Here is a 21,340-nt window from a genome sequence, read left to right as displayed (position 1 = left end):
AAATAACTGTAAGTCGCTATTTGATTTTCTATCCTATTTCATAAACTATATGATGCTTCTTGATATTTAGAACCATTTTTTGAATAGTATATAATATAAAGTTCGATATTCTGATTTTTCTATTAATGATGTTTGATCAATCATCACCCATAACAATTTTTTTTCAGGTGATCGGTCACTTGGAACCGGATTGACTAACTCTTTATCCCAAAGTTGAGTGGCTAATGACGTAATTCTTTTTTTGAGATCCTCTTTGGCATCATTTTTCAAAGCTAGGTTTTCTAATCCAAATTGGGTTACTACCCAACGATTGGTCGATTGCGTAGTATCAACGATCCCTTCAGAAGAAATGAAGCGGTTTTTAGGTTCTGCATGATAAATTTCAACGATATCACCTATTTTCAATGATACATTTTCTTCACCAGTAACAGACTCTATGCCTTCGATCGTTTTTTCGTATTTCAGTTCTCCTGTACTACTTTTGACCATTACTTTTACATAAGTTTCATTCTCATAACGATAATGAGGTCTCGAGTGCGTAACTGAAACAATTGCTTCTTGAGTATCACTGTTCTTGTTTGTTCTAAATGTAAATGAGCCAAACTTCCTGTCATTCACTCCATGAAAATCAATGACTTGGCTATCTTTTACTTCGTCCAACGTAATAACCGCATGATTTGTTGCTTCTTTCACGTAAACATAACTATTCTGTGGGATGAAATACATCATTTGATTTCCAGAGAATTCTGCACAATAGATGCCATTAGGAATGTTTTTAAAAGTGACTACTCCTCCAGTGATTTCTTGAGTAGCTATTTCTTTCGCTCCATCTTTTAAAGTTATTTTGGTACCTTTTAATAGGTTTAAATCTTTCAAACTTAATTCAATCGTAAGATCACCTTTTAGATTTAGCGCAGCAATCTCCTTGTTTTGTACCATCTCAAAATTAGAATTGATCAAATAAGATGGGTCGACTAATTCACGCGCACGTGCCAACTCACTTTCTGGTACGACATCAGCTAAAGAAGCGACTGCCGGATAACCATGCTCACGATTTTTTTGAACTTGTACTTGATCAAGCGTCAATCCCCATTTCTCTAAAACACCTGAAAAATCTAGTTGACTATTTTCACTATAGATACGATTCATTAAATCAGGTAATGGGTAATCGTTGCGATTAAAATCTGGTTGATTAGCTATTTTACGATATTCCTGATACATCTTTGTAAACGAATCATCATTTGCTTTTTGTTTTAACATTGTTAATAAAATTAATTTTTCGCGCAGATCAGCATCAGCATAAGTTCCATTCTGATTGATTAGCTTTTCGTATAGTGCGTTTTCTACCTCTTCTTTTTTACCATAATTAAATAGCCAACCTTTTTCATCTGCTTCTTTTCCATAGATAAGATATTGATACTGCACACCAAATAAGTTATTCGAGACTTCTCCTGTATACATCCCTATGTTATCGAAGCCAGCTTGATAGCCATGTGCAATTTCATGCAACACTTTCCAACTGTCTTCAGTTAACCAGCACTCGACTGTGCTATAGCTATTTGCTGCCCATTCTGAAGAATAATAAGCACCGACACCTCCGTTTTTATCTGCTTTCAAGAAAAAGCGATTCACTCCATTTTGATTTTCTTTAGATGAGTTATCAAAACCAGCGATTTGATTATAATAACCAAACAATTCGATGTAGTGTTCGATCAATTCATCTAAGGAACGGTAATCTTTCAAGTTTCTTACTTTTTCTTTATCATTTTTAGGAATAAGTAATTGAAAATCTGGTCCTTTAATCAAAGCATATTCAGCATCGAACTTGTCCCACATTGAAAGAAACATAGTATCATCTCCATGATAACTATAAACTGGTAATGGTTTAATACGTTCAGAAGTGACGATTTCATATTCAATCTGAGCAGCTTCTTCTCCATATGGCGTATCAATAAACGGAACTAAAGGATTATCTGCACTTATACTTACCCATTCTGAATCAACTAAGATACTTTTTTCGATACTTGAGGCATTACCTAACAATCTCAATCTTAATTTATTTTTGAATTGTTTATTTGTTTGTCTAATCCTCAATTCAACATTTTCTGGCAAGATAAATCCTAAATCCTGGCGATCATGATTTTTTCCTTTATTCATCCCTGCATTGAAGATCCAAGTTGGTTCAGGAATACTAAAAATCTCTTTTTTAATTACCTCTTGCGCCTGAACATTCGTAGAAAACAAACAACCAAAAAATAACACTGATAACCCTATCAAAAAAATCTTTTTCAAACAAAAAACCTCCTGTTATGTAATTTTATACAAATTGTCATCTAATCAAACAAAGCAATCGTATACATTTAAGTATAAATAAAATAGTCAACAACCACAATAAAAATTATACTTTCACTTCAATTAAACTATTTTTTTAAAGAAATAATTAAGATGCAAGCTATAATTTTCCAAAACAAACATTTCAATGATTTGTTATTTTATAAAATAATAAAAATGATTTAAAACAGTTAAGAAAACATAAGACCAATATATCTGACAACTCATTTTTCTCCGTTTATTATTTTAGAAAGATAACCAACAGTCAAAAAATAGTTTTAGGCCGATTTCTTAGAGTGAATTGTTAAGACACAAGCAAATATAAGTGTTTTTTCTTTTACGTTAATTTTCGATTACTCCATTAGCCACAACAAAAAAAGACTGAGCCAATCAATCAAAACATGCCTCAGTCTCTTCTCATCATATCTCTAAAGACGGATAAACGGTGTTCAAAAAGTCATTCCTCGTCAATCCGTCCTAAGAGATAAATCGTTTTTCTCTATATTCTTAGAGTAAACAAAACTAGTCATGCCCATTTTGGGTCACTCCTTCTTGATTAGTAGTAGCCGATAGGTCAACATCGTTGTACTAACAATTTTTTCTTTTGGGTCAAAATATTTTTGAATATACTCTTTAAAAATTGTTTCTTCTAGATATTCTTGATAATAAGCTCTCATAAAATCTTCCGTAATTTCTTCTTTAAACGTATACGTAAATTCTTTTCTTTTATAGGACCATTCTTCATCTTTTAAATAAGTTTCCAATTGATCCATTATTACTGGTGAAGTCACAGCATCTTCTTCGAAAATTCCTAATTTTTTTTCCAACGATGTAAACAGATCTTCTTTAGAAGAGACAACTCTTAGGATGACACAATATTTTTTCATCTTTGTTAACATTCTACTTAACTTTACGGAATCGTCTAAAGCCGGATTAGAAGCAGAGAAAATAAAATCATACGTTTTTCCATTTTCCAGAAATTCAGAAAAAGTCTGTTTCGTTAGATGAATGTTTTCCCTCCCCAATCTAGCTGCTTCTTCAGTAGCAAACTTCAACATTTCATCCGAAAAATCTATCAATTCATATGTAGTTGCTTCTTTTGACATCGCTAGATAGCGTCCAGCGCCACCTGCTACATCCACTATTTTCTCAGTTGGTAATGCAGCTTCTTTTTTTAGATACTCAATGACATCACGGACAATTGTTTTGTCTGATTCTTTTTGATTCATGTAGTAATCGCTTGCAAAGGCGTCCCATTCTTCTTCGTTCATTTTCATTCCTCTATTTCTCTATTTTTATATCGCTTTTTCACTTTTCGGAATAAATAATATACTGACTAATTCATAACCAAAACCAACCTGCTCTTAGGCTTATCGAAATAATTATTTTTAAAATTTCTGTCCTTTCATTATACATGATTCACATGTGTTTTCCTTTCTTTCTATCTCATCAGAGCCAAATTTTTAAATTGCCGATATAGTTCTTCACTATGTATATTAGACAGCTATCATCAAGTAAAGAATAAAGATGTCATTGAACAAAAAACTGGCTGGTATACATTCGGTTGAATCCCGAAGCCATACCAGCCAGTTGGTGAAATACTCTGCTATTAACTTTTGAATAGCACATCAAAAAATTATCCCAGGTATTCCTTTTTATTTCTCTTTTTGTACGTGTACAAGGATCAGTTTTGTGATTTCCATTAAAATGATCGTTACTAAGGCAATCCCGATTGACGTAAAGACTTCTGTCAAACCAAATGCTGCTGGAATTGAAAAGACTTCTTTCAAGCCTGGGATCATCGTCAAGCAATACAATGCACTACATACTACAACAGCTAACAATACGCTTCGATTTGCGAAGAAACCTGCTTGGATCGCTGTTTGTGTGTTAGAACGCGCAGGGAATGTTTGTAATGTTCGACACCAGATCAATGTAGAAAACGACATTGCTACGCCAAATTCTGGCGAATGTTGCATTCCTAACCATTGCGCAAAAATGACTGCGATACCGATTAATACGCCTCGATAAGTAACCGAGATCAATGTTTTATCGGTAAAGATTCCTGAATTTGGATCTCTTGGTGGACGTTTCATTGTAGCTGGTTCGGCTTTTTCTGTTCCTAAAGCAATCGCTGGTAATGAGTCGTTGACTAAGTTGATAAACAATAATTGTAATGCTGTAAATGGATTGGACCAATCAGCAACTAAAGCGAAGACAATCGCAATGATCGCACCTAAGTTTCCAGAGAATAAATAGGCAATCGCCTTTTTGATATTATCAAAAACATTACGTCCTACTTCTACGGCACTAACGATTGAAGCAAAGTTATCATCAGTCAAGACCATCGCTGCCGCATCTTTCGATACATCCGTACCCGTACCCATGGCAATACCGATATCCGCTTGTTTCAAGGCCGGAGCATCATTAACACCATCGCCTGTCATCGCAGAAATGTGTCCTTTTGTTTGCCATGCACGTACGATTCGGATCTTGTTTTCAGGAGATACACGTGCGTACACAGTCACTTTTTCCAAGACTTCGTTTAATTGATCTTCGGTCAATTCATCTAACTCTGTCCCTGTAAGTGCTTGATCTCCTTCTGCAAAGATCCCAATTTCTTTCGCGATCGCAACAGCAGTCGTTTTGTGGTCTCCAGTGATCATAATCGTTTTAATTCCAGCGCTTCGAGCTTCTTTAACTGCTTGTGTGACTTCTGCTCTTGGAGGATCAATCATGGCAAGTAATCCAACTAGAATCAAGTCATTTTCATCTTCAAATGACAACTCTGGACTTTCAATTGGGCGATAAGCAAAGGCTAAAACACGCAATGCCTTGTTTGAGAAAGCTTCATTTTGTTCTTTGAATTGTTTCATCAATTCCTCTGTCATTGGTACAACTTCACCATTTAGCAAGACCTTTTTACTGCGAGCAAACACGATATCTGGTCCACCTTTAACAAAAAGATAGTGTCCCTGATCAATGTTATGAGCAGTCGACATTAATTTTCGGTCAGAATCAAATGGTAATTCAGCTTTTCTTGGATAGTTGTTACGGATTTCTTGATACGGTTGATTCAATTTTTCACTAAAATCAATAAACGCTACCTCTGTCGGATCTCCAAGTTTCGTACCATCTTCACTGATGGAAGCATCATTGGCTAATACACTGATTTCAATCAAGCGTCTTTCATCGTCTGTCCATTTTTTTGGATCATCGGTAAAATCTCCAGTCGAACCATTCGCTAGATAATAATCAACTACCGTCATCTTATTTTGGGTCAATGTCCCAGTTTTATCTGTACAAATAATACTAGTCGAACCCAGTGTTTCCACTGCTGGTAATTTTCGGATAATAGCATGTCGTTTCGCCATTTTATTGGTTCCCAAGGATAAAACGATCGTTACGATTGATTGTAATGCTTCTGGGATGGCAGCAACCGCAACAGCGACTGCAAACATTACTGCACTAACGATATCAGCAGTTAAATCACCTGTGCCGCCGCCAAGATAGATTCGGAACAATTGGATACCTAAAATAACTAACGATAAAGCTAAAATCGCTAAACTTAACTTCTTACTAAATTTATCTAATCCACGCTGTAGTGGTGTTACTTGTTCAGTTGTTGATTCAAGTAACCCTGCCACCTCACCGATTTCTGTGTTATTTCCAGTAGCGGTAACTAAGAATTTCCCACGACCATAAGTAATGATTGTTCCACTAAATACCATGTTGATACGATCACCAATCGGCACTGTCTGACTAATATCAGTTACTTCTTTTTCCGATGCTGTCGATTCACCAGTTAGCATCCCTTCATCCACTTTCAATGATCCAGCTTCTAACAACCGACCATCGGCAGGGACATAATCTCCTGCTTCCAATAAAACGATATCTCCTACAACCAGTTCATTCGCAGGGATCGTTTTTTCTTTTCCATCACGAATCACACGTGCATCAGGTGCAGAAAGATTTTTCAATGCCTCTAAAGAACCTTCTGCTTTCTTCGTTTGGATCACACTAATCACGGAGTTCAACATCAATACGGCAAAAATAACGAAAAATTCGATATAATCTCCCATGACCATTTGAATCAAAGCGACAATCAACAAGACAATAACCATTGCATCTTTAAATGTTTCTAAAAACAATTTCCACGTTGGCTTCTTAGGTGCTTCTTTTAACTGATTCAATCCGTCTCTTTCTAACTTTTCTTTTGCTTGTGATGTACTCAAACCATCGATTGAGCTCTGTGTTTTTTGCATCAGCGAGTCAATTGGTTCTTTATAGACAACTTGCTGAGCCTGTTCTTTGTTTTCCAAATTCCATCCCCCATTTTGTTTTTCGTTACCAAAAAGTTTTCTGACTGAAAAAAAAGAGACCTAAGACAAATGCGGATTTGTCTTAGGTCTCACCATTTCATACAATACCAGAAAACCAAATGGTTAACTTACTGTTGATATTATCACAACAAACGTTGTCGGTTACTCCCCTAAGGAGATATTCAACTATATTCTTATCCTACATGAATGAATAGAAAATTGCAACCACTTTGCCTTGTGGTTCTTTATTTTTTCAAACCACTTTATAATCTCTGCAACTTCAAATTTAGGATTCTAAGGATTCTCATGATATAATACTGTTTGTTATTCTAAATAAGGAGGAAGCTATTTTGGTTATCACTATTCTCACGATCCTTTATTTCATCAATGCACTAATTGCTTTAGTAACTATTTTAATCAAACCTCGTGACGTAGCTGCAATCTGGGCGTGGTTGCTCGTACTATTTGCTCTTCCAGGTCTTGGATTTATCCTATATCTCTTCTTCGGTCGCGGATTGACTGATAAGAAAAAATTTTATTTGAGACAAAGCGACTTGAAAGAACTAGAAAATTTTCAAGATTTCAAAGGAGATACGATCGATCACTATGATCCCGTCATGGATAATGAAGAGCATCAACAATTTGTTGACTTCTTCTCTTCTTTGAATCGCATGCCATTAACCCGACGTAATTCCGTCACTTTATTAACAGATGGTCAACAAAAGTTAACTTCTCTATTAAGTGATATTCGGCAGGCAAAGCATTCGATTCATATCGAATATTATGCATTCGTCACGGACAACATCGGACAACAAATCTTGACATTACTTGAAGAAAAAGCTGCTGAAGGGGTTGAAGTCCGCTTATTATATGATGCGTTTGGCTCACACGGTACTAAACCGAAAGACTTTAACCGTTTGATCCAAAATGGTGGTCATGTCCACACATTCGTCACGTCACAAAGAGCGTTACTTCGATTCCGATTGAATTATCACGATCATCGTAAAATCGTCGTGATCGATGGTAAAATCGGCTATACCGGTGGCTTTAACATCGCCAATCAATATGTCAATCCAACCAAAAAGTTTGGTTATTGGCGTGATACTCATATTCGAATCTATGGCGCTGCTGCTTCGTTATTACAGCTACGTTTTCTAACGGATTGGAATGTTTCAGTACCCGAACAAAAGAAGGTTGCCTATCATCTTGATTACTTTTTTCAAAAAGAACTTGGGAAAGACGACAAGCATGAAAATACTTCGATTCAACTAGTATCAAGTGGTCCTAACAACGAACGTGAACAAATTAAATTATCCTTTATTAAATTGATCACAGCTGCTAAAAAACGGGTATGGATTCAAACACCTTACCTGGTTCCAGATGAAAGTGTGATCGCTGCCTTAAAAATTGCCGCTTCTTCTGGCGTAGAAGTCAAGATCATGATTCCTAATAAACCTGATCATCCGTTTATTTACCGAGCAACCCAATATTATGCACGTCAATTGATCAAAGAAAACGTTCAAATCTTGGTTTATGAGAATGGTTTTTTACATGCGAAAACATTGATCATGGATGATGAAATTTGTATGGTCGGCTCTGCCAATCAAGATGTTCGAAGTTATCGGTTGAACTTCGAAACCAGTGCTGTCATTTATGATCCAGCCTTTTTAACCCAGTTAGCAGATCAATTTTTACAAGATGAAAAACAGTGTACACCGATGACCACGGAAACAGTCAAAGAAATGTCTGGCTGGTTGTTATTCAAACAACAAATTTCTCGTTTGTTTTCACCTATCTTATAAATCATAAACATTCAAATTTAAAATGAGTTTTTTGCTTGATCCACAAAAAAGGCTCTATAATTTATGGGACTGAAGAATCAGAATTGATTTTTTCAGTCCCATTTTCATTTTTACTATTAAAAACATTATGATTCACTTATACTTTTTTGAAAAATTATAAAAGCAAAAAAAAACGATTCTTTTAGATAGCTATTGATTCTTCTTTGAAGAACAGTTTTTTGCTGAGAGTTGCTTTTCTGCTGCCCAGTGATTGATGGGACCATACTTGTGACCGACAATGATTTCTTCACCAATTGCAATATTGACATAGTCTTTTGCCGTTCGGATTGCTTCTTCTACTGTTTTTCCCTTCGCTAATTCTGCAGCGATGCAAGCTGACAATGTGTCTCCTGTACCGTTGATTCGATCTGTCGGATAAAAGACTGCACTTAACCAAAATGATCGTCCGGATTCCAGCAACACATAATCTCTTACTTCTTCTTGATTACTTTCTTTCGTATGAAATCCTTTGATCATCACATTTTTGGCACCCATTGCCTGTAAGTCAACAGCGGCCTGAACATAATCTTCATCTGTCGTTAAGGTTCGTCCAGTTAACTTCTCTGCTTCATAGAAATTCGGCGTAAAGACAGTCGCTAACGGTACTAGTTTTTCTTTCAGACTACTTAAAGCAGCCTCTTCTAATAATAGATTCCCATGCTTCGTCACGATTACCGGGTCGACCACTAATGGACCGAAGTTATACTGTTGATAATTTTTAACTACTGTTTCAATCAATTCTGCATCAGCTAGCATACCTGTTTTAGCCGCTCTTATTTGATAGTCTTCAGCGATCAAAGAAAATTCTTTATCAATGAACGCACTTGGTAAGGTCACACTTGCTCCGATCCCATAAGAATTTCCTGCCACACAAGCCGTCATAACTGATACACCATAGACGCCACGGGTAAAGAAAGTATGCATATCTGCTTGCATTCCTGCACTTCCATCACTGTCTGATCCCGCGATCGTCATGACTTGTACATATTGGTCGTTCATACGCTTCATTCCCTTTTTTATTTTTCCAACTCATTCCCTATTCTACACAACTATACCACTTCTTACTTTAAGGAATCAAATCGTAGTGGATGGACAATTGTTGATTGCAGCTTTTGTCAAATTAGTAATATTCAAGATATCTCCTTAAGAATAGTGATCTTTTTAACTAATCACTTACTAATTAGTTAAAAAGATGAAATAAGCAAAATACAGCATAAAAAAACCGAAGAATACTGACATAAACGAGATGATGCTCAGCTTCTTCGGCTTACTTTTTTATTTGCTTCTTCAGTGTACTACTCAGTTCTAGCATCATCTCACTAACTAGCGAGTGACGTTATTTTACTACCAACACATTGCACGGTGCATGTGTGACTACATAAGAAGTAGTTGACCCAACTAAGACACGTTCCACGGCATTCAATCCTGTAGCCCCCATAACAATCAAATCAATTTTTTCCTTTGATTCATTGAAATTTGCAATCAATGTTTTCGGATATCCATACAAAATATACGTCTCGATATCTGTTAGTCCCTTTTCAATTGCTAAGTTGCGATGCTCTTTCATTTGGTTTTCTGCAACTTCATCTAATTCCTCTTGTAAGTTCGTTGTAACAAATGCAAAATCACCGAAATAGTTACCCGTTACTTCGTTTACGTACAAAATGTGTAGCTTTGCCTGATTTCTTTTTGCAATTGTAACTGCTTCAGAAAAGGCTTTTTCTGCTTTTTCTGAACCGTCAATTGCTACTAATATATTTTTATAGGTGTCTGCCATTGAAACCGCCTCCTTTACAATCAGTGTAGCACGATTATTTTAAGGGAACAACTAATTTACTAGCACTGACCAAACTTAGCGATTCGCTTGTCTTTGAACTTGTTCATGCGGTTTTCTTTCATTAGAGCTGTGACCTTCTTGGCTTGCTTTTTCTTTTATCTGAGTCATACGCAGTTTTTTTTCTAGCGGCTTCATTTGTCCTAAATTACTTTTCGGTTCAAAATGATCCGTGGTAGGAAATAACCTCTTCTTTCCGTCTGTCTCTGTTAAATCCATCATATTATTATTTAACTTCTTATGCTCGCTCACTGTTGATTCTGTTAATATTTCAGTCTGTCTTTCCTTATTCACTGGTTCTTTTTCTTGAAGTTCTTTAGGTAATACTCTTTCTAAATCTGAAGCGATACCTGTATAAAAATTGATTATTTTTTGTGCTTTACCCCGTAATCTCCATTGATCAAAATTACCACACACTTGAAAAGAGTATAATTTAGGTCTATAAATTGGGTTTAAATTTATATTCTTGAACCCAACATAATCGACGAGGATCGCTCGTAAATTTTCACAGCACCAAGCGGGATTTTCTTGATACAAATCATAGATTTGTTTTTCTACTGTCATTTGGCTTCTTACTTGCGGGGCATGTTTTCGTGCAAACTTCCTAATGTTAGTATTTCTTATAGCGAACTCATTATCGACAATTTCACGAAATTCTTTTGAAGAAGTTAGCGAAACAAAAGGAAGTCTGTCCTGACATTTTTTCAGTAATTTTTTCCCTATTTCAGGTTGTTCCTTTATTAAATTTAGAATAATTGGATAATTCGAAAGATGATCCCTAAACTTTTCTTCTACACTTTTATCGGAGTCATCCTTGTTAATCTTGACTACTGATTGTTCGATTGCTGCTATTAATTCTTCTTTTACTATATTATTTTCCGCTTTGTCGGTTGGAATATTCTCTATTAGAATTCCTTTTCGTTCCATATGTTTTTCAATTACTTTTGCAATTGTTTTAAGTATGGATATATGATTATTATCGTTTACTATAGGACCTTCATCAAAAGTGTCTATCCACTTTTGCATTTGCCCGTATGTAAAATGGATACCTATTTCCTCTAATCTTTCTCTTGTTATTTGATATTCTTTATCTATGTCCTCCAAATTCCTAATCTTAGGAGGCAAAATTTGTTTAACTATTTCTGGAAAGTAATAGACAAGTTTTTGCTGCTCTAATGTTTCTTTCATTTCATCCATCAATGAAAATAAGAATCTATCATTTTCTTTTTTTACATTTTTATTTGTTGAGGGGGCCTTCCATTTAGTCTGATCTAGTTGATTTATAGGAGCTACAGAATCAATTTTCTGATAAAATTCAGAGCGATTTTCATCAGTCAATGATGAATCAACATGTTGTAGGACAAACTCTTTAATTGGTGTAAAGGACGTTTGACGATAAACTGCTACGAGTGGATCAATCTCTTGTTTGTTTTGGTTTACTACTCGCTCCAATTCTAAAGCTATTTGAAGATTGATTTCTTCTGCAACTGCACGGATAACTTCTTTTTCAGTAATCAATTTGTTTAGCTTTTCTTTTTCAGTTACTGTTAAATAATCCCTCAAACAGCTAGAAATTTTCCCTTTAAAAGATAAGTCTGTTTTTTTAAGACAAACATCTACATAAGCTTTTAATTCAAGTTTTGATAAGTTATCCTTCTGTAAGAATAATGGAAGAAACGGGTCGTTTTTTAGGTAAGCGTAAAACTTTTCCCTTTCCTCCAAACTTAAATTTGGTTTCATTACTGTTTGAATCGCTGCTTCTCTTTGCATATCTGTATCTAAATTTTCAGCTAGTTCTTTTATAAATTTCTGTAATTGTTTATTTTTCGTAACAGAATCAACATTAGCCTGACCTATCTGTATTCCTTTACTCCCATCCTTTTGATAGTTATAAACGCCATTCCTTACTAATTCTTTCAGTTGGTTATCATTCTCAATCTGCTGCTGCTTCTTTTCAGTTTCCAAAATATTTTTTTGCTGCGCCATGTCGAGCTTTTGATTATAAATTTCTATTATTTGTTTGGCTCTTCTTTGACTTTCCTCATTAGGAGATAGTAGAATATCTTTCGCTTTTTCATTGATACCAGTTGATGCCAAATATTGGATTAAATCTGCACAAAACGGGAGGTCTTGCTTACCTAGCTCATAAATTTGTTCAGATAACTCTGTATCTTCCCCTAAATCTTCTCTTGCAAGTTGATGTGCTGAATTTTTAAAATGAGCAACGACGGTTGGCGTTGTCTTTGCAAAATCTTTCAACGGAACTGCCGGAGCAATTTTTTGATAGTATGTAAATAGTTTTTTGACTCTATAGTCTTTTTCTGCGAGCGCTAAAATTTCTTCATCCGTTTTCGATTGACTTGCTTCCACCTCTTGGCTAAAACGTTTTAATCTTTTCTCTATTCTCTTCTTTACAGCGATAAATAAAGGCTCAATTTCGGCTACAGATTGCCATGTAGGTAATAAAATGATTCGGCTAATAAAACCGGTAATATTCGATTGTTTCTGTTTATTAAGTTCTAATACTGACTGCCAGTTTCTTCCCTTTTCTTTATCATACAGTACCCACTTATCCTTTAATTTATTTAAAGCCTTATTTTTTTTTGGTAGAGATAAAATGTGTTTCCCATTATGAGATTTTTTTTTGACTGAACTATATATATTTTCAAAATGACTGTCCATATATCTATATTTATCATCATCATCAAAACGAGAAATTAGAGCAAGAAAAACTTGTAATTCTTCCTTGACACTTTTTGGTTCATCGTTTTTTTTGCTTTCTATTTCTTCGGTAGACTTCTGGACATAAACCATCCTCTCAGCTAGAGAAGACAGATTATGCTCTCTCAATCTTCCTATGTCTTCAAGGCTGATTTTTGTTCGATAGTTCTCCCCATTTTTTTGTTGAGAATGACGTTGTCTTTGAATAAAAGAGTCAACTTCAAAGGTTAATTTACTAGATTTGCTTAGTTCATAAAGTGCAATACGTTTTTTAAATTCTAAATTTTTTTCAGCATCTAAAGACAATTGTGCTTGATTTTTGATGAACTGCTGAGTATCAACTGAATTCACTTTTTCATACATCTCCGTAAAGAAGCCGATTGATACTCCTATGTCATATCTTAATCTTTCATATGCGCTTGGGCCTATTTCGTTAACTATTGTTAGAAGTTGTTTTTTTTCTAAAATCAATTCATCAATATCGATTTGGTTTGGGGTTGCGACATTTTTTTTCAAGTTTTTTATTGTTTCTAAATCACTTGGTATTTCTTTAGCTTCAAGGTAGGCTAGATAATAAATGATCATTTCACTTTTTGATGATACTTCATGGTCAATAAAATACCGTAGTACTTCATCTTTAAAGTCAACAGTCGGTAAAGTAAAGTCCGTTTTTCTACTTTCCTCTTGGAGTTGGTTGTTTATATCAAATGCTAGGTAATTACTTTCAGTCAAATATTTTTGAGCTTGTTCTTTAATCATTTCTCGAGCTAGTATCGAATCACTGTTATTATATATCGCTCTGAAATAATCATCTGTTCCCCTTTTTTTCCCTTGTTGGATTTTTTCAAGTTCGAACACAATATCGCTTTCTAAGTATTTTGCCAGCAATAATAATTGTCTTTTCTCTGAGTATAGCGTTATCACTTCTTTTTTTTCTTTATCCGTTAAATCTTTAATCAAAACTTTTTCAAAAATTATTTGGATATTATTCGGTAATTTTTGTGCATCAAGATACGCCAAGTAAAAAGCCCGAACTTCATTAGCAGATAAGTATTCCCTCTTAAGAAAACGACTTAGTCCATTTTCTTGAAAATCTACATTTGGTTGTGTGACTGATTTTTTTCTAAATTCATCTTGAAATTGTGTATGAATTTCAAATTCAACATACTTACTTTCCGTTAGGTATTTTTTGGCTTGTTCTTTGATTCTTTCTTGATGCTTTTTCGAATCGGTCTTTTTATACGCCGCTAAGGCCACTAAAAAATAATCATCTGTTACCTGTTTTTTGCCTTGTTGGATTGCTTCAAGTTCATATACAGTCTTTCTATCTAATTCTTTTGTCAGTAGTAACAATTGTCTTTTCTCAGGAACAAGCTCTAACGCTTGTGCTTTTTCAGCAGAAGTTAGCTCGTTCAATAAGAGGTATTTCAAAGTATCTTTTAGAGAATTTGGTAATGTCGTCTCTTCAAGATAAGCCAAATAATACGCTCGTTCCTCGTAAGCCCTTCTGCTTTTTCCATCCACGAGTAGATGGAGACTTTCTTGTAAACGATCATTTTCATTCCATTTTCCCTGAGATCGTTGTTGTCTTGTCCTGAGCATAAAATCCAAATAATCAAATGTAGTTAAATACTGTTTTACATAGTCATCAATGATATATCGTTTTTCTTCAATCGTTGTATGTAAGTAGATATGTGTGAATAGATCTGTTGATGCTTTTCTAAATCCTTTTCGGATTTCTTGCAATGCAAATAAGTAGTATGGTTCTACCTCGTTTGTCAGAGATAATTCAACTTGTTCCTGTTCTTTTTTAATTGGCAAATAACTATAGTCAGGATCTGTGGTGGGATGTTCCTTAAGATAGGAGTTAACGGTTGTCTCCATAAACGTATTAAAGTTGGGGTGGTTATCAGAAAAAACATAGGGCTCCACCATTCTTTTAAATAAATCATTTTTCAATTGTGTCGAGGATAATTTCCGTTTTAAAATCAAACTGGCTCGGACTACATCATCCATTTGATTCCCCCATTTTCTTTTTGTACTACTAGAAGGAGACACCAAATCAATAAATATTTGTTCGATATTATTCATTGATTTAACTATTTTTTCATTCTCGAATGGATGTAAATAATGATAAATTTCCATGGATTCACTTAGTTCGCTATCATCTAATGAATAACTAGCATAAAATTGCTCTTTAAACTTTTTTTCCTTTTTATCTTTGATATCGTTTATCAACTCTTGAAAAGCCACACAAAAATTTGCCTTTTCTTCTAAAGAAAATAATTTTTTTTTAAGGAACAACTCCCTAAAATTTTGTCTTGTTCCATAGTCAGCCTTAGCGATTAACTGTGTAACCTCTTGCCAGTCTAAAAATATTTTTTTTTGATTTTCTGGCAATCGTTTCAATATACTTTTTTCTAAAATTTCCTTTTTATTCTGAAAAACATGTCCATATAGTACATCTTGTTCATCTAATAATTTATTCAATAAATAAATACTATCCGCCAATAAGTTGGGATTGTTGTATAGGTTAATTGTGATCCACTCTTCATTTTCTTTACAAGATACTTCATTTCCTCTAATCTCCATATATTCTTTCTCATAAAAGTCTCTTTCCATTTGCATTTCTCCGTTCTTCATTAATATACTTAGTTTTTTAGGGAACAACTAATTTACTAGCACTGACCAAACTTAGCGATTCGCTTGTCTTTGAACTTGTTCATGCGTTTTTCTCTCATTAGAGCTGTAACCTTCTTGGCTTGCTTTTTCTATCTGAGTCATACGCAGCTTTTTTTCTAGCGACTTCATTTGTCCTACATTACTTTCTGATTCGGATTGACCAAGAAAAGGATATAGTCTCTTCTTTTCGTTCGTCTCTGTTACATCCATATCATTATTTAACTTCTCATGCTTGCTCACTATTGATTCTAATGATATTTCAGTTTGACTTTCCTTATTCGCTGATTCTTTTATCTGAGTCAAACGCAGTTTTTTGTCTAACGGCTCCATTTGTCCTAAATTACTTTTCGGTTCAAAATGATTTGTGGCAGGAAATAACCTCTTCTTTTCTCTCGCCTCTGTTAAAGCCATATCATTATTTAACTTCTCTTGGTCGCTTACTATTGACTCAAATGATACTTCAGTTTGGCTTTCCTTATTCGTTGATTCTTTTTTTTGAAGTTCCTTAGGTAATACTTTTTTTAAATCTAAAGAGATATCTATATAAAAATCGGTTATTTTTTTGGCTTTATTTAGTAATCTCTGCTGACTAAAACTCCTATCCACTTGAAAAGAGTATAATTCAGGTCTATATATTGGGTTTAAATTTTTCTTCTTGAACCCAGCATAATTGACGAGGATCACTCGTAAATTTTCACAACACCAGAATGGATTTTCTTGATACAACTTATAAATTTTTCTTTCTTCAAACAATCGTGCTCTTTTTTCTCTCGCATATTCTAATGCAAAACGTCTAATCCCGGTATGTTTTTTGAGGAACTCTCTATTCATCATCTGAAGAAATTCTTTTGAAGAAGGTAGCGAAATAAAAGGAAGTCTGTTCTGACATTTTTTCAATAATTTTTCCCCTATTTTGGGTTCTTTCCTTACCAAATGCTTGAAGATTGGCTGAGTCGAAAGATGATTTATAAACTGCTCTTCTATACTGATCCTAGGGTCATTCTTATTAATCTTAGCTACTGATTGTTCGATTTCTTTTTTCAGTCTTTCTTTTATGCTATTTTTTTCTTCTTTTTCGGTGGGGATATTTTCTATTAGAGTTCCTTTTCGTTCCATATGTTTTTCAATTACTTTTGCGATTGTTTGAAGTATGGATATTTGAATATTATCGGTTACTATCGGGCCTTTTTTATATGTAGCTTCCCAATTTTTCATTTGATCGTCTGTAAAATTGATACCTAATTTTTCCAAACTTTCTCTCGTTACTTGATGAGAATTAAATTCTCCGACTATTTCAGGAAAGTAATAGGCGATTTTTTGTTGTTCTAATGTTTCTTTCATTTCATTAATTAGTGAAAGAAAGCCTATTTTAGTTTCTTGTCCTAATTCCTCTTTGTTTGTTAAGTGTGCCCCAAAATTAGTCTGATCTAGATGCTTTATAGAAGCTGCAGAACCAATTTTCTGATAAAATTCAGAGCGATTTTTTTCAGTTAGTGATGAATCAACTTGTTGTAGGACAAACTCTTTAATCGCTGTAAAGGTTGTTTGACGATAAACAGTTACGAGTCGATCAATCTCTTGTTTGTTTTGGTTTACTACTCGCTCCAATTCTAAAGCTGTTTGATGATCGATTTCTTCTGCAACTGCACGGATAACTTCTTTTTCAGTAATCAATTTATTTAATTCTTTTTTTTCAGTTATCGTTAAACAAGCCCTCAAATTGCCAGAGATTTTCCCTTTAAAAGATAAGTCTGTTTTTTTAAGACAAACGTCTACATAAGCTTTTAATTCAAGCTTTGATAAGTTATCCTTCTGCAAAAATATTGAAAGAAACGGGTCGTTTTTTAGGTAAGCATAAAACTCTTTCCTTTCTTCCAAGCTTAAATTTGGTTTCATTACTGTTTGAATCGCTGCTTCTCTTTGCATATCTGTATCTAACTTTTCAGCTAGTTCTTTTATAAATTGCTGTAATCGAGTGTTGCCCGAAACAGAACCAATATTATCCTGTCCTATATGTATTTCTTTCCCCTCACCCATTTGATAATTATAAACGCCATGTCTTACTAATTCTTTCAGTTGGGTGTCATTTGCAATCTGCTTTTCTTTCCTTTCCTTTTGTAGAACTTTTTTCGATTGCTTAGTTTGCCGTGGCTTTATGAACTTTTGATGATAATTTTCTATTATATACTCGGCTCTTTCTTGACTTTCCTTATCAAAAGATTTCGGAATACCTTTCGCTTTCTCATTTTTGTCAGTTAATAGCAGATACCTAATTACATCTACACAAAACGGTAGGTCTCGCTTTCCCAATTCATAAATTTGTTGAGATAATTCCGCATCTTTTCCAAAGTATTCTCTTGCAAGTTGATGTGCTGAATTGTTAAAATGAGCAACGACGGTTGGCGTCGCCTTTGCAAAATCTTTCAACGGAACTGCTGGAGCAATGTTTTGATAGTATGTAAGTAGTTCTTTGACTTTAGGGTCTTTTTCTGCGAGCGCTAAAATTTCTTCATCCGTTTTCAGTTGACTTGCTTCCACCTCTTGGCTAAATCGTTCTAATTTTTTCTCTATTCTCTTCTTTACAGCGATAAATAAAGGATCAATTTCAGCTACAAATTGCCATTCAGGCAATAAAATGAATTGTTTAATTATTTTGATATACTTCGATTGTTTCTTGTCATTCAGATCTAACACGAACAGCCAGTTGCTTCTATTTTCTTCAATAAATGGTACCCTCAGATGTTTCAATTTATTAAACGTTCTAACTGATTGTGGTATAGAATAAACTTGGTTCCTCAGATGAGCATAATGTCTGACGTACCTGAATATATCTTTCAAATTACTATCTATAAATGTATATGAATCATTACTATCAAAACGAGAAATTAAAGTAATGAAATCTTTTAATTCTTCCTTGACAGTTTTTTGTTCATCGTTTTTTTTGCTTTCTATTCCTTCGGTAGATTTCTGATCTAAAACCATCGTCTTAGCTAGAAAAGACAGGTTTTGCTTCCTCAATTCTTCTATGTCTTGGAGACTGACTTTCGTTCGATGGTTCTCCCCATTTTTTTGTTGATAATGACGTTGCAGTCCAATAAAAAAAGCAACTTCAGAGGTTAGTTCGTCAGACTTGCTTAATTCATAAAGTGCAATGCGTTTTTTAAATTCTAAATGTTTTTCAGAATCTAAATACAATGATGCTTGTTTGTTGATAAACTGATGATGCTCATTAGACTTCACATTTTCATACATCTCCGTAAAGACACCGATTGATATTCCTGCGTTAGTTCTTAATTTTTCATATACACTTGGATCTATTTTGTTAGCTATTGATAAAAGTTGTTTTTTTTCTAAAACCAAATCCTCGACATCGATTTGACTTGGAGTTACGACAGCTTTTTTTAAATTTCTTATTGTTTCTAAATCACTGGGTATTTCTTTAAATTCAAGATAGGCTAGACAATAAATGATCATTTCATTTTTGGATAATACTTTATGGTCAACAAAATACCGTAGCGCTTCATCTTTAAAGTCCACTGTCGGTAAAGTCAAATCCATTTTTCTACTTTCCTCTTGGAGTTGGATCTTTATGTCAAATTCCAGATAATTACTTTCAGTCAAATATTTTTGAGCTTGCTCTTTAATCATTTCTCGAGCCAATATCGAGTCACTCTTTTTATATATCGCTAAAAAATAGTCATCTGTTCCCTTTTTTTTACCTTTTTGGATTGCTTCAAGTTCTAATACAATGTCGCTTCCTAAGTATTTCCCCAACAGTAACAATTGTTTTTTTTCTAAAGATTGCGTTATCACTTCTTTTTTTTCTTTATCCGTTAAATTTTTTGTTAAGCGTTCTTCAATAATTACTTGGATATCATTCGGAAATTTTTGTGCATCTATATACGCCAAGTAAAAAGCTCGAATGTCATTAGCAGATAAGTCTTCCCTCTCAATAAATCGTCTGAATACTTTTTCTACATACGGTTGTGTAACTGATTTTCTTCTAAATTCTTCTTGAAAATAGGTATAAATTTCAAATTCAACATACTTACTTTCAGTTAAGTGTTTTTTGGCTTGTTCCGTGATAATTTCTTGAACCTTTTTCGAATTGGTTTTTTCATATAACTCTAAGAAATAATCGTACGTCACCTTTTTTTTGCCTTGTTGGATTGCTTCAAATTCATATACAGTCTCTATATCTATTTCTTTTGCCAACAGCAACAATTGTCTTTTCTCAGGAGCAAGCTCTATCACTTGTCTGTATTCACCAGAAATTAGCTCGTTCAATAAAAGGTATTTCAAAGTATCTTTTAGAGACTTTGGTAATGTCGTCTCTTCAAGATAAGCCAAATAATACGCTCGTTCCTCGCAAGCCGTTCTGCTTTTCCCATCTAGGAATAGATGGAAATTTTCTTGTAAAGAATTGTTTTTATTCCATTTTTTCTGAATATGTTGTTGTCTTATCCTGAACATAAAATCCAAATAATCAAATTTAGTTAAATACTGTTTTGCATACTCATCAATAATATCTCTTTTCTCTTCAATTGTTGTCTGTAAATAGATATGTGTGAATAGCTCTGTTGATGCTTTTCTAAATCCTTTTCGAACTTCTTTCAATGCAAATAAGTAGTATGGTTCTACCTCGTTTGTCAGGGATAATTCAACTTGTTCCTGTTCGTTTTCACTTGGAAAACGACTATAGTCAGGATCTGTGGCAGGATTTTTCTTAAGATAGGGGTTAACGATTATCTTCATAAACGTATCAAACTCGGGTTGTTCATGGGAAAAAACCTGAGGTTCCACCATTTTTTTGAGTAAATCATTTTTCAATTGTGTCGAGGATAATTTCCGTTTTAAAATCAAAGTGGCTCTGACTACATCATACATTTTACGTCTTTTATCTGTACTACTGGAAGGAGACACCAAATCAATAAATAGTTGTTCGATATTGTTCATTGATTTGGCTATTTTCTCATTCTCGAATGGATATAGATAATGATAAACTTCTATGGATTCACTTAGTTCGTTATCATTTAATGAATAATTAGCATAAAATTGCTCTTTAAACTTTTTTTCCTTTTTATCTTTGATATCGTTTATCAACTCTTGAAACAGCACACAAACTTTCGCCTTTTCTTCTAAAGAAAATAATCTTTTCTTATGGAACACCTCCATAAGTTTTTGTCGTGTTGTAAGATTGCCTTCAGAGATTGCTTGGGTGACTTCTTGCCAATCTAAAAAATTTTTTTTCTGATCTCCTACCAATCGTTCTGATATACTTGTTTTTAAAATTTCTTTTTTCTCCTCCGTATCCTTTCGAGGTAGTACATCTTGTTCATCTAATAATTTATTCAATAAATAAATACTATCCGCCAATAAGTTGGGATTACTGTCTAGGTTAATTGTGATCCACTCTTCATTTTCTTTACAAGTTACTTTACTTCCTTTAATCTGCATATAGTCTTTCTTATAAGAGTCTCTTCCCATTTGTTTTGCTCCTTTTATTCAGAATTTGCCCTCATTATGTTTTTATCTATCTGATTTTCTATTAATCAATAGATTGACTGGCTTTTTCTTCAAGTTAGATGGCAATCAGGAAGAATACTGAA

At 34.1% G+C, this 21,340-nt stretch carries 8 protein-coding genes; 1 reads left to right on the top strand and 7 read right to left on the bottom strand.

Annotation, left to right across the window (positions count from 1 at the left end; genetic code table 11):
* Positions 1 to 66 precede the first annotated feature (66 nt).
* From IGJ23_RS04860 to IGJ23_RS04850, 3 genes are all read right to left on the bottom strand, one after another.
* Positions 67 to 2,292 (bottom strand): putative mucin/carbohydrate-binding domain-containing protein, encoded by a 2,226-nt coding sequence (locus tag IGJ23_RS04860; protein ID WP_438774665.1) that lies wholly within the window; start codon positions 2,290 to 2,292, stop codon positions 67 to 69.
* Positions 2,293 to 2,873: 581 nt separating this feature from the next.
* Positions 2,874 to 3,602: a class I SAM-dependent methyltransferase gene (locus tag IGJ23_RS04855; RefSeq protein ID WP_034867499.1), complete on the bottom strand. Its 729-nt coding sequence runs from the start codon at positions 3,600 to 3,602 to the stop codon at positions 2,874 to 2,876.
* 384 nt (positions 3,603 to 3,986) lie between these two features.
* Positions 3,987 to 6,653 carry a cation-translocating P-type ATPase gene (locus IGJ23_RS04850; protein ID WP_010719606.1) on the bottom strand — a complete coding sequence of 889 codons (2,667 nt, stop codon included), beginning with the start codon at positions 6,651 to 6,653 and terminating at the stop codon, positions 3,987 to 3,989.
* A 350-nt stretch (positions 6,654 to 7,003) separates the two neighbouring features.
* Between IGJ23_RS04850 and cls the strand changes: the two genes are divergently transcribed.
* Positions 7,004 to 8,455 carry a cardiolipin synthase gene (gene cls, locus IGJ23_RS04845; protein ID WP_010737327.1) on the top strand — a complete coding sequence of 484 codons (1,452 nt, stop codon included), beginning with the start codon at positions 7,004 to 7,006 and terminating at the stop codon, positions 8,453 to 8,455.
* 189 nt (positions 8,456 to 8,644) lie between these two features.
* On the opposite strand, the gene thiD is transcribed toward cls, so the two are convergent.
* The 4 genes from thiD to IGJ23_RS04825 form a co-directional block, all read right to left on the bottom strand.
* Entirely contained in the window at positions 8,645 to 9,493 is an 849-nt protein-coding gene (gene thiD / locus IGJ23_RS04840) for a bifunctional hydroxymethylpyrimidine kinase/phosphomethylpyrimidine kinase (RefSeq protein ID WP_438774664.1), read from the bottom strand.
* Between the two features lie 337 nt (positions 9,494 to 9,830).
* Positions 9,831 to 10,271 carry a universal stress protein gene (locus IGJ23_RS04835; protein WP_010719609.1) on the bottom strand — a complete coding sequence of 147 codons (441 nt, stop codon included), beginning with the start codon at positions 10,269 to 10,271 and terminating at the stop codon, positions 9,831 to 9,833.
* A 75-nt stretch (positions 10,272 to 10,346) separates the two neighbouring features.
* Positions 10,347 to 15,671: a hypothetical protein gene (locus tag IGJ23_RS04830; protein WP_438774663.1), complete on the bottom strand. Its 5,325-nt coding sequence runs from the start codon at positions 15,669 to 15,671 to the stop codon at positions 10,347 to 10,349.
* 72 nt (positions 15,672 to 15,743) lie between these two features.
* Positions 15,744 to 21,218, bottom strand: a complete 5,475-nt coding sequence (locus IGJ23_RS04825) for a hypothetical protein (RefSeq protein ID WP_438774662.1) — start codon at positions 21,216 to 21,218, stop codon at positions 15,744 to 15,746.
* Positions 21,219 to 21,340 lie beyond the last annotated feature (122 nt).

This window comes from Enterococcus sp. DIV1682a, from assembly GCF_051711005.1.
GTDB classification, from domain to species: Bacteria; Bacillota; Bacilli; order Lactobacillales; family Enterococcaceae; genus Enterococcus_B; species Enterococcus_B hirae.
The sequence above is the reverse complement of the archived record's forward strand: the minus strand, read 5'-3'. Positions and strand labels throughout refer to the sequence as shown.

Bases quoted from the DNA above. Each gene is read 5' to 3' on its own strand.
- IGJ23_RS04855 (WP_034867499.1), bottom strand. From the start codon at position 3,602: ATGAACGAAGAAGAATGGGACGCCTTTGCAAGCGATTACTACATGAAT.
- thiD (WP_438774664.1), bottom strand. From the start codon at position 9,493: ATGAACGACCAATATGTACAAGTCATGACGATCGCGGGATCAGACAGT.
- IGJ23_RS04835 (WP_010719609.1), bottom strand. From the start codon at position 10,271: ATGGCAGACACCTATAAAAATATATTAGTAGCAATTGACGGTTCAGAA.
- IGJ23_RS04830 (WP_438774663.1), bottom strand. From the start codon at position 15,671: ATGGAAAGAGACTTTTATGAGAAAGAATATATGGAGATTAGAGGAAAT.
- IGJ23_RS04825 (WP_438774662.1), bottom strand. From the start codon at position 21,218: ATGGGAAGAGACTCTTATAAGAAAGACTATATGCAGATTAAAGGAAGT.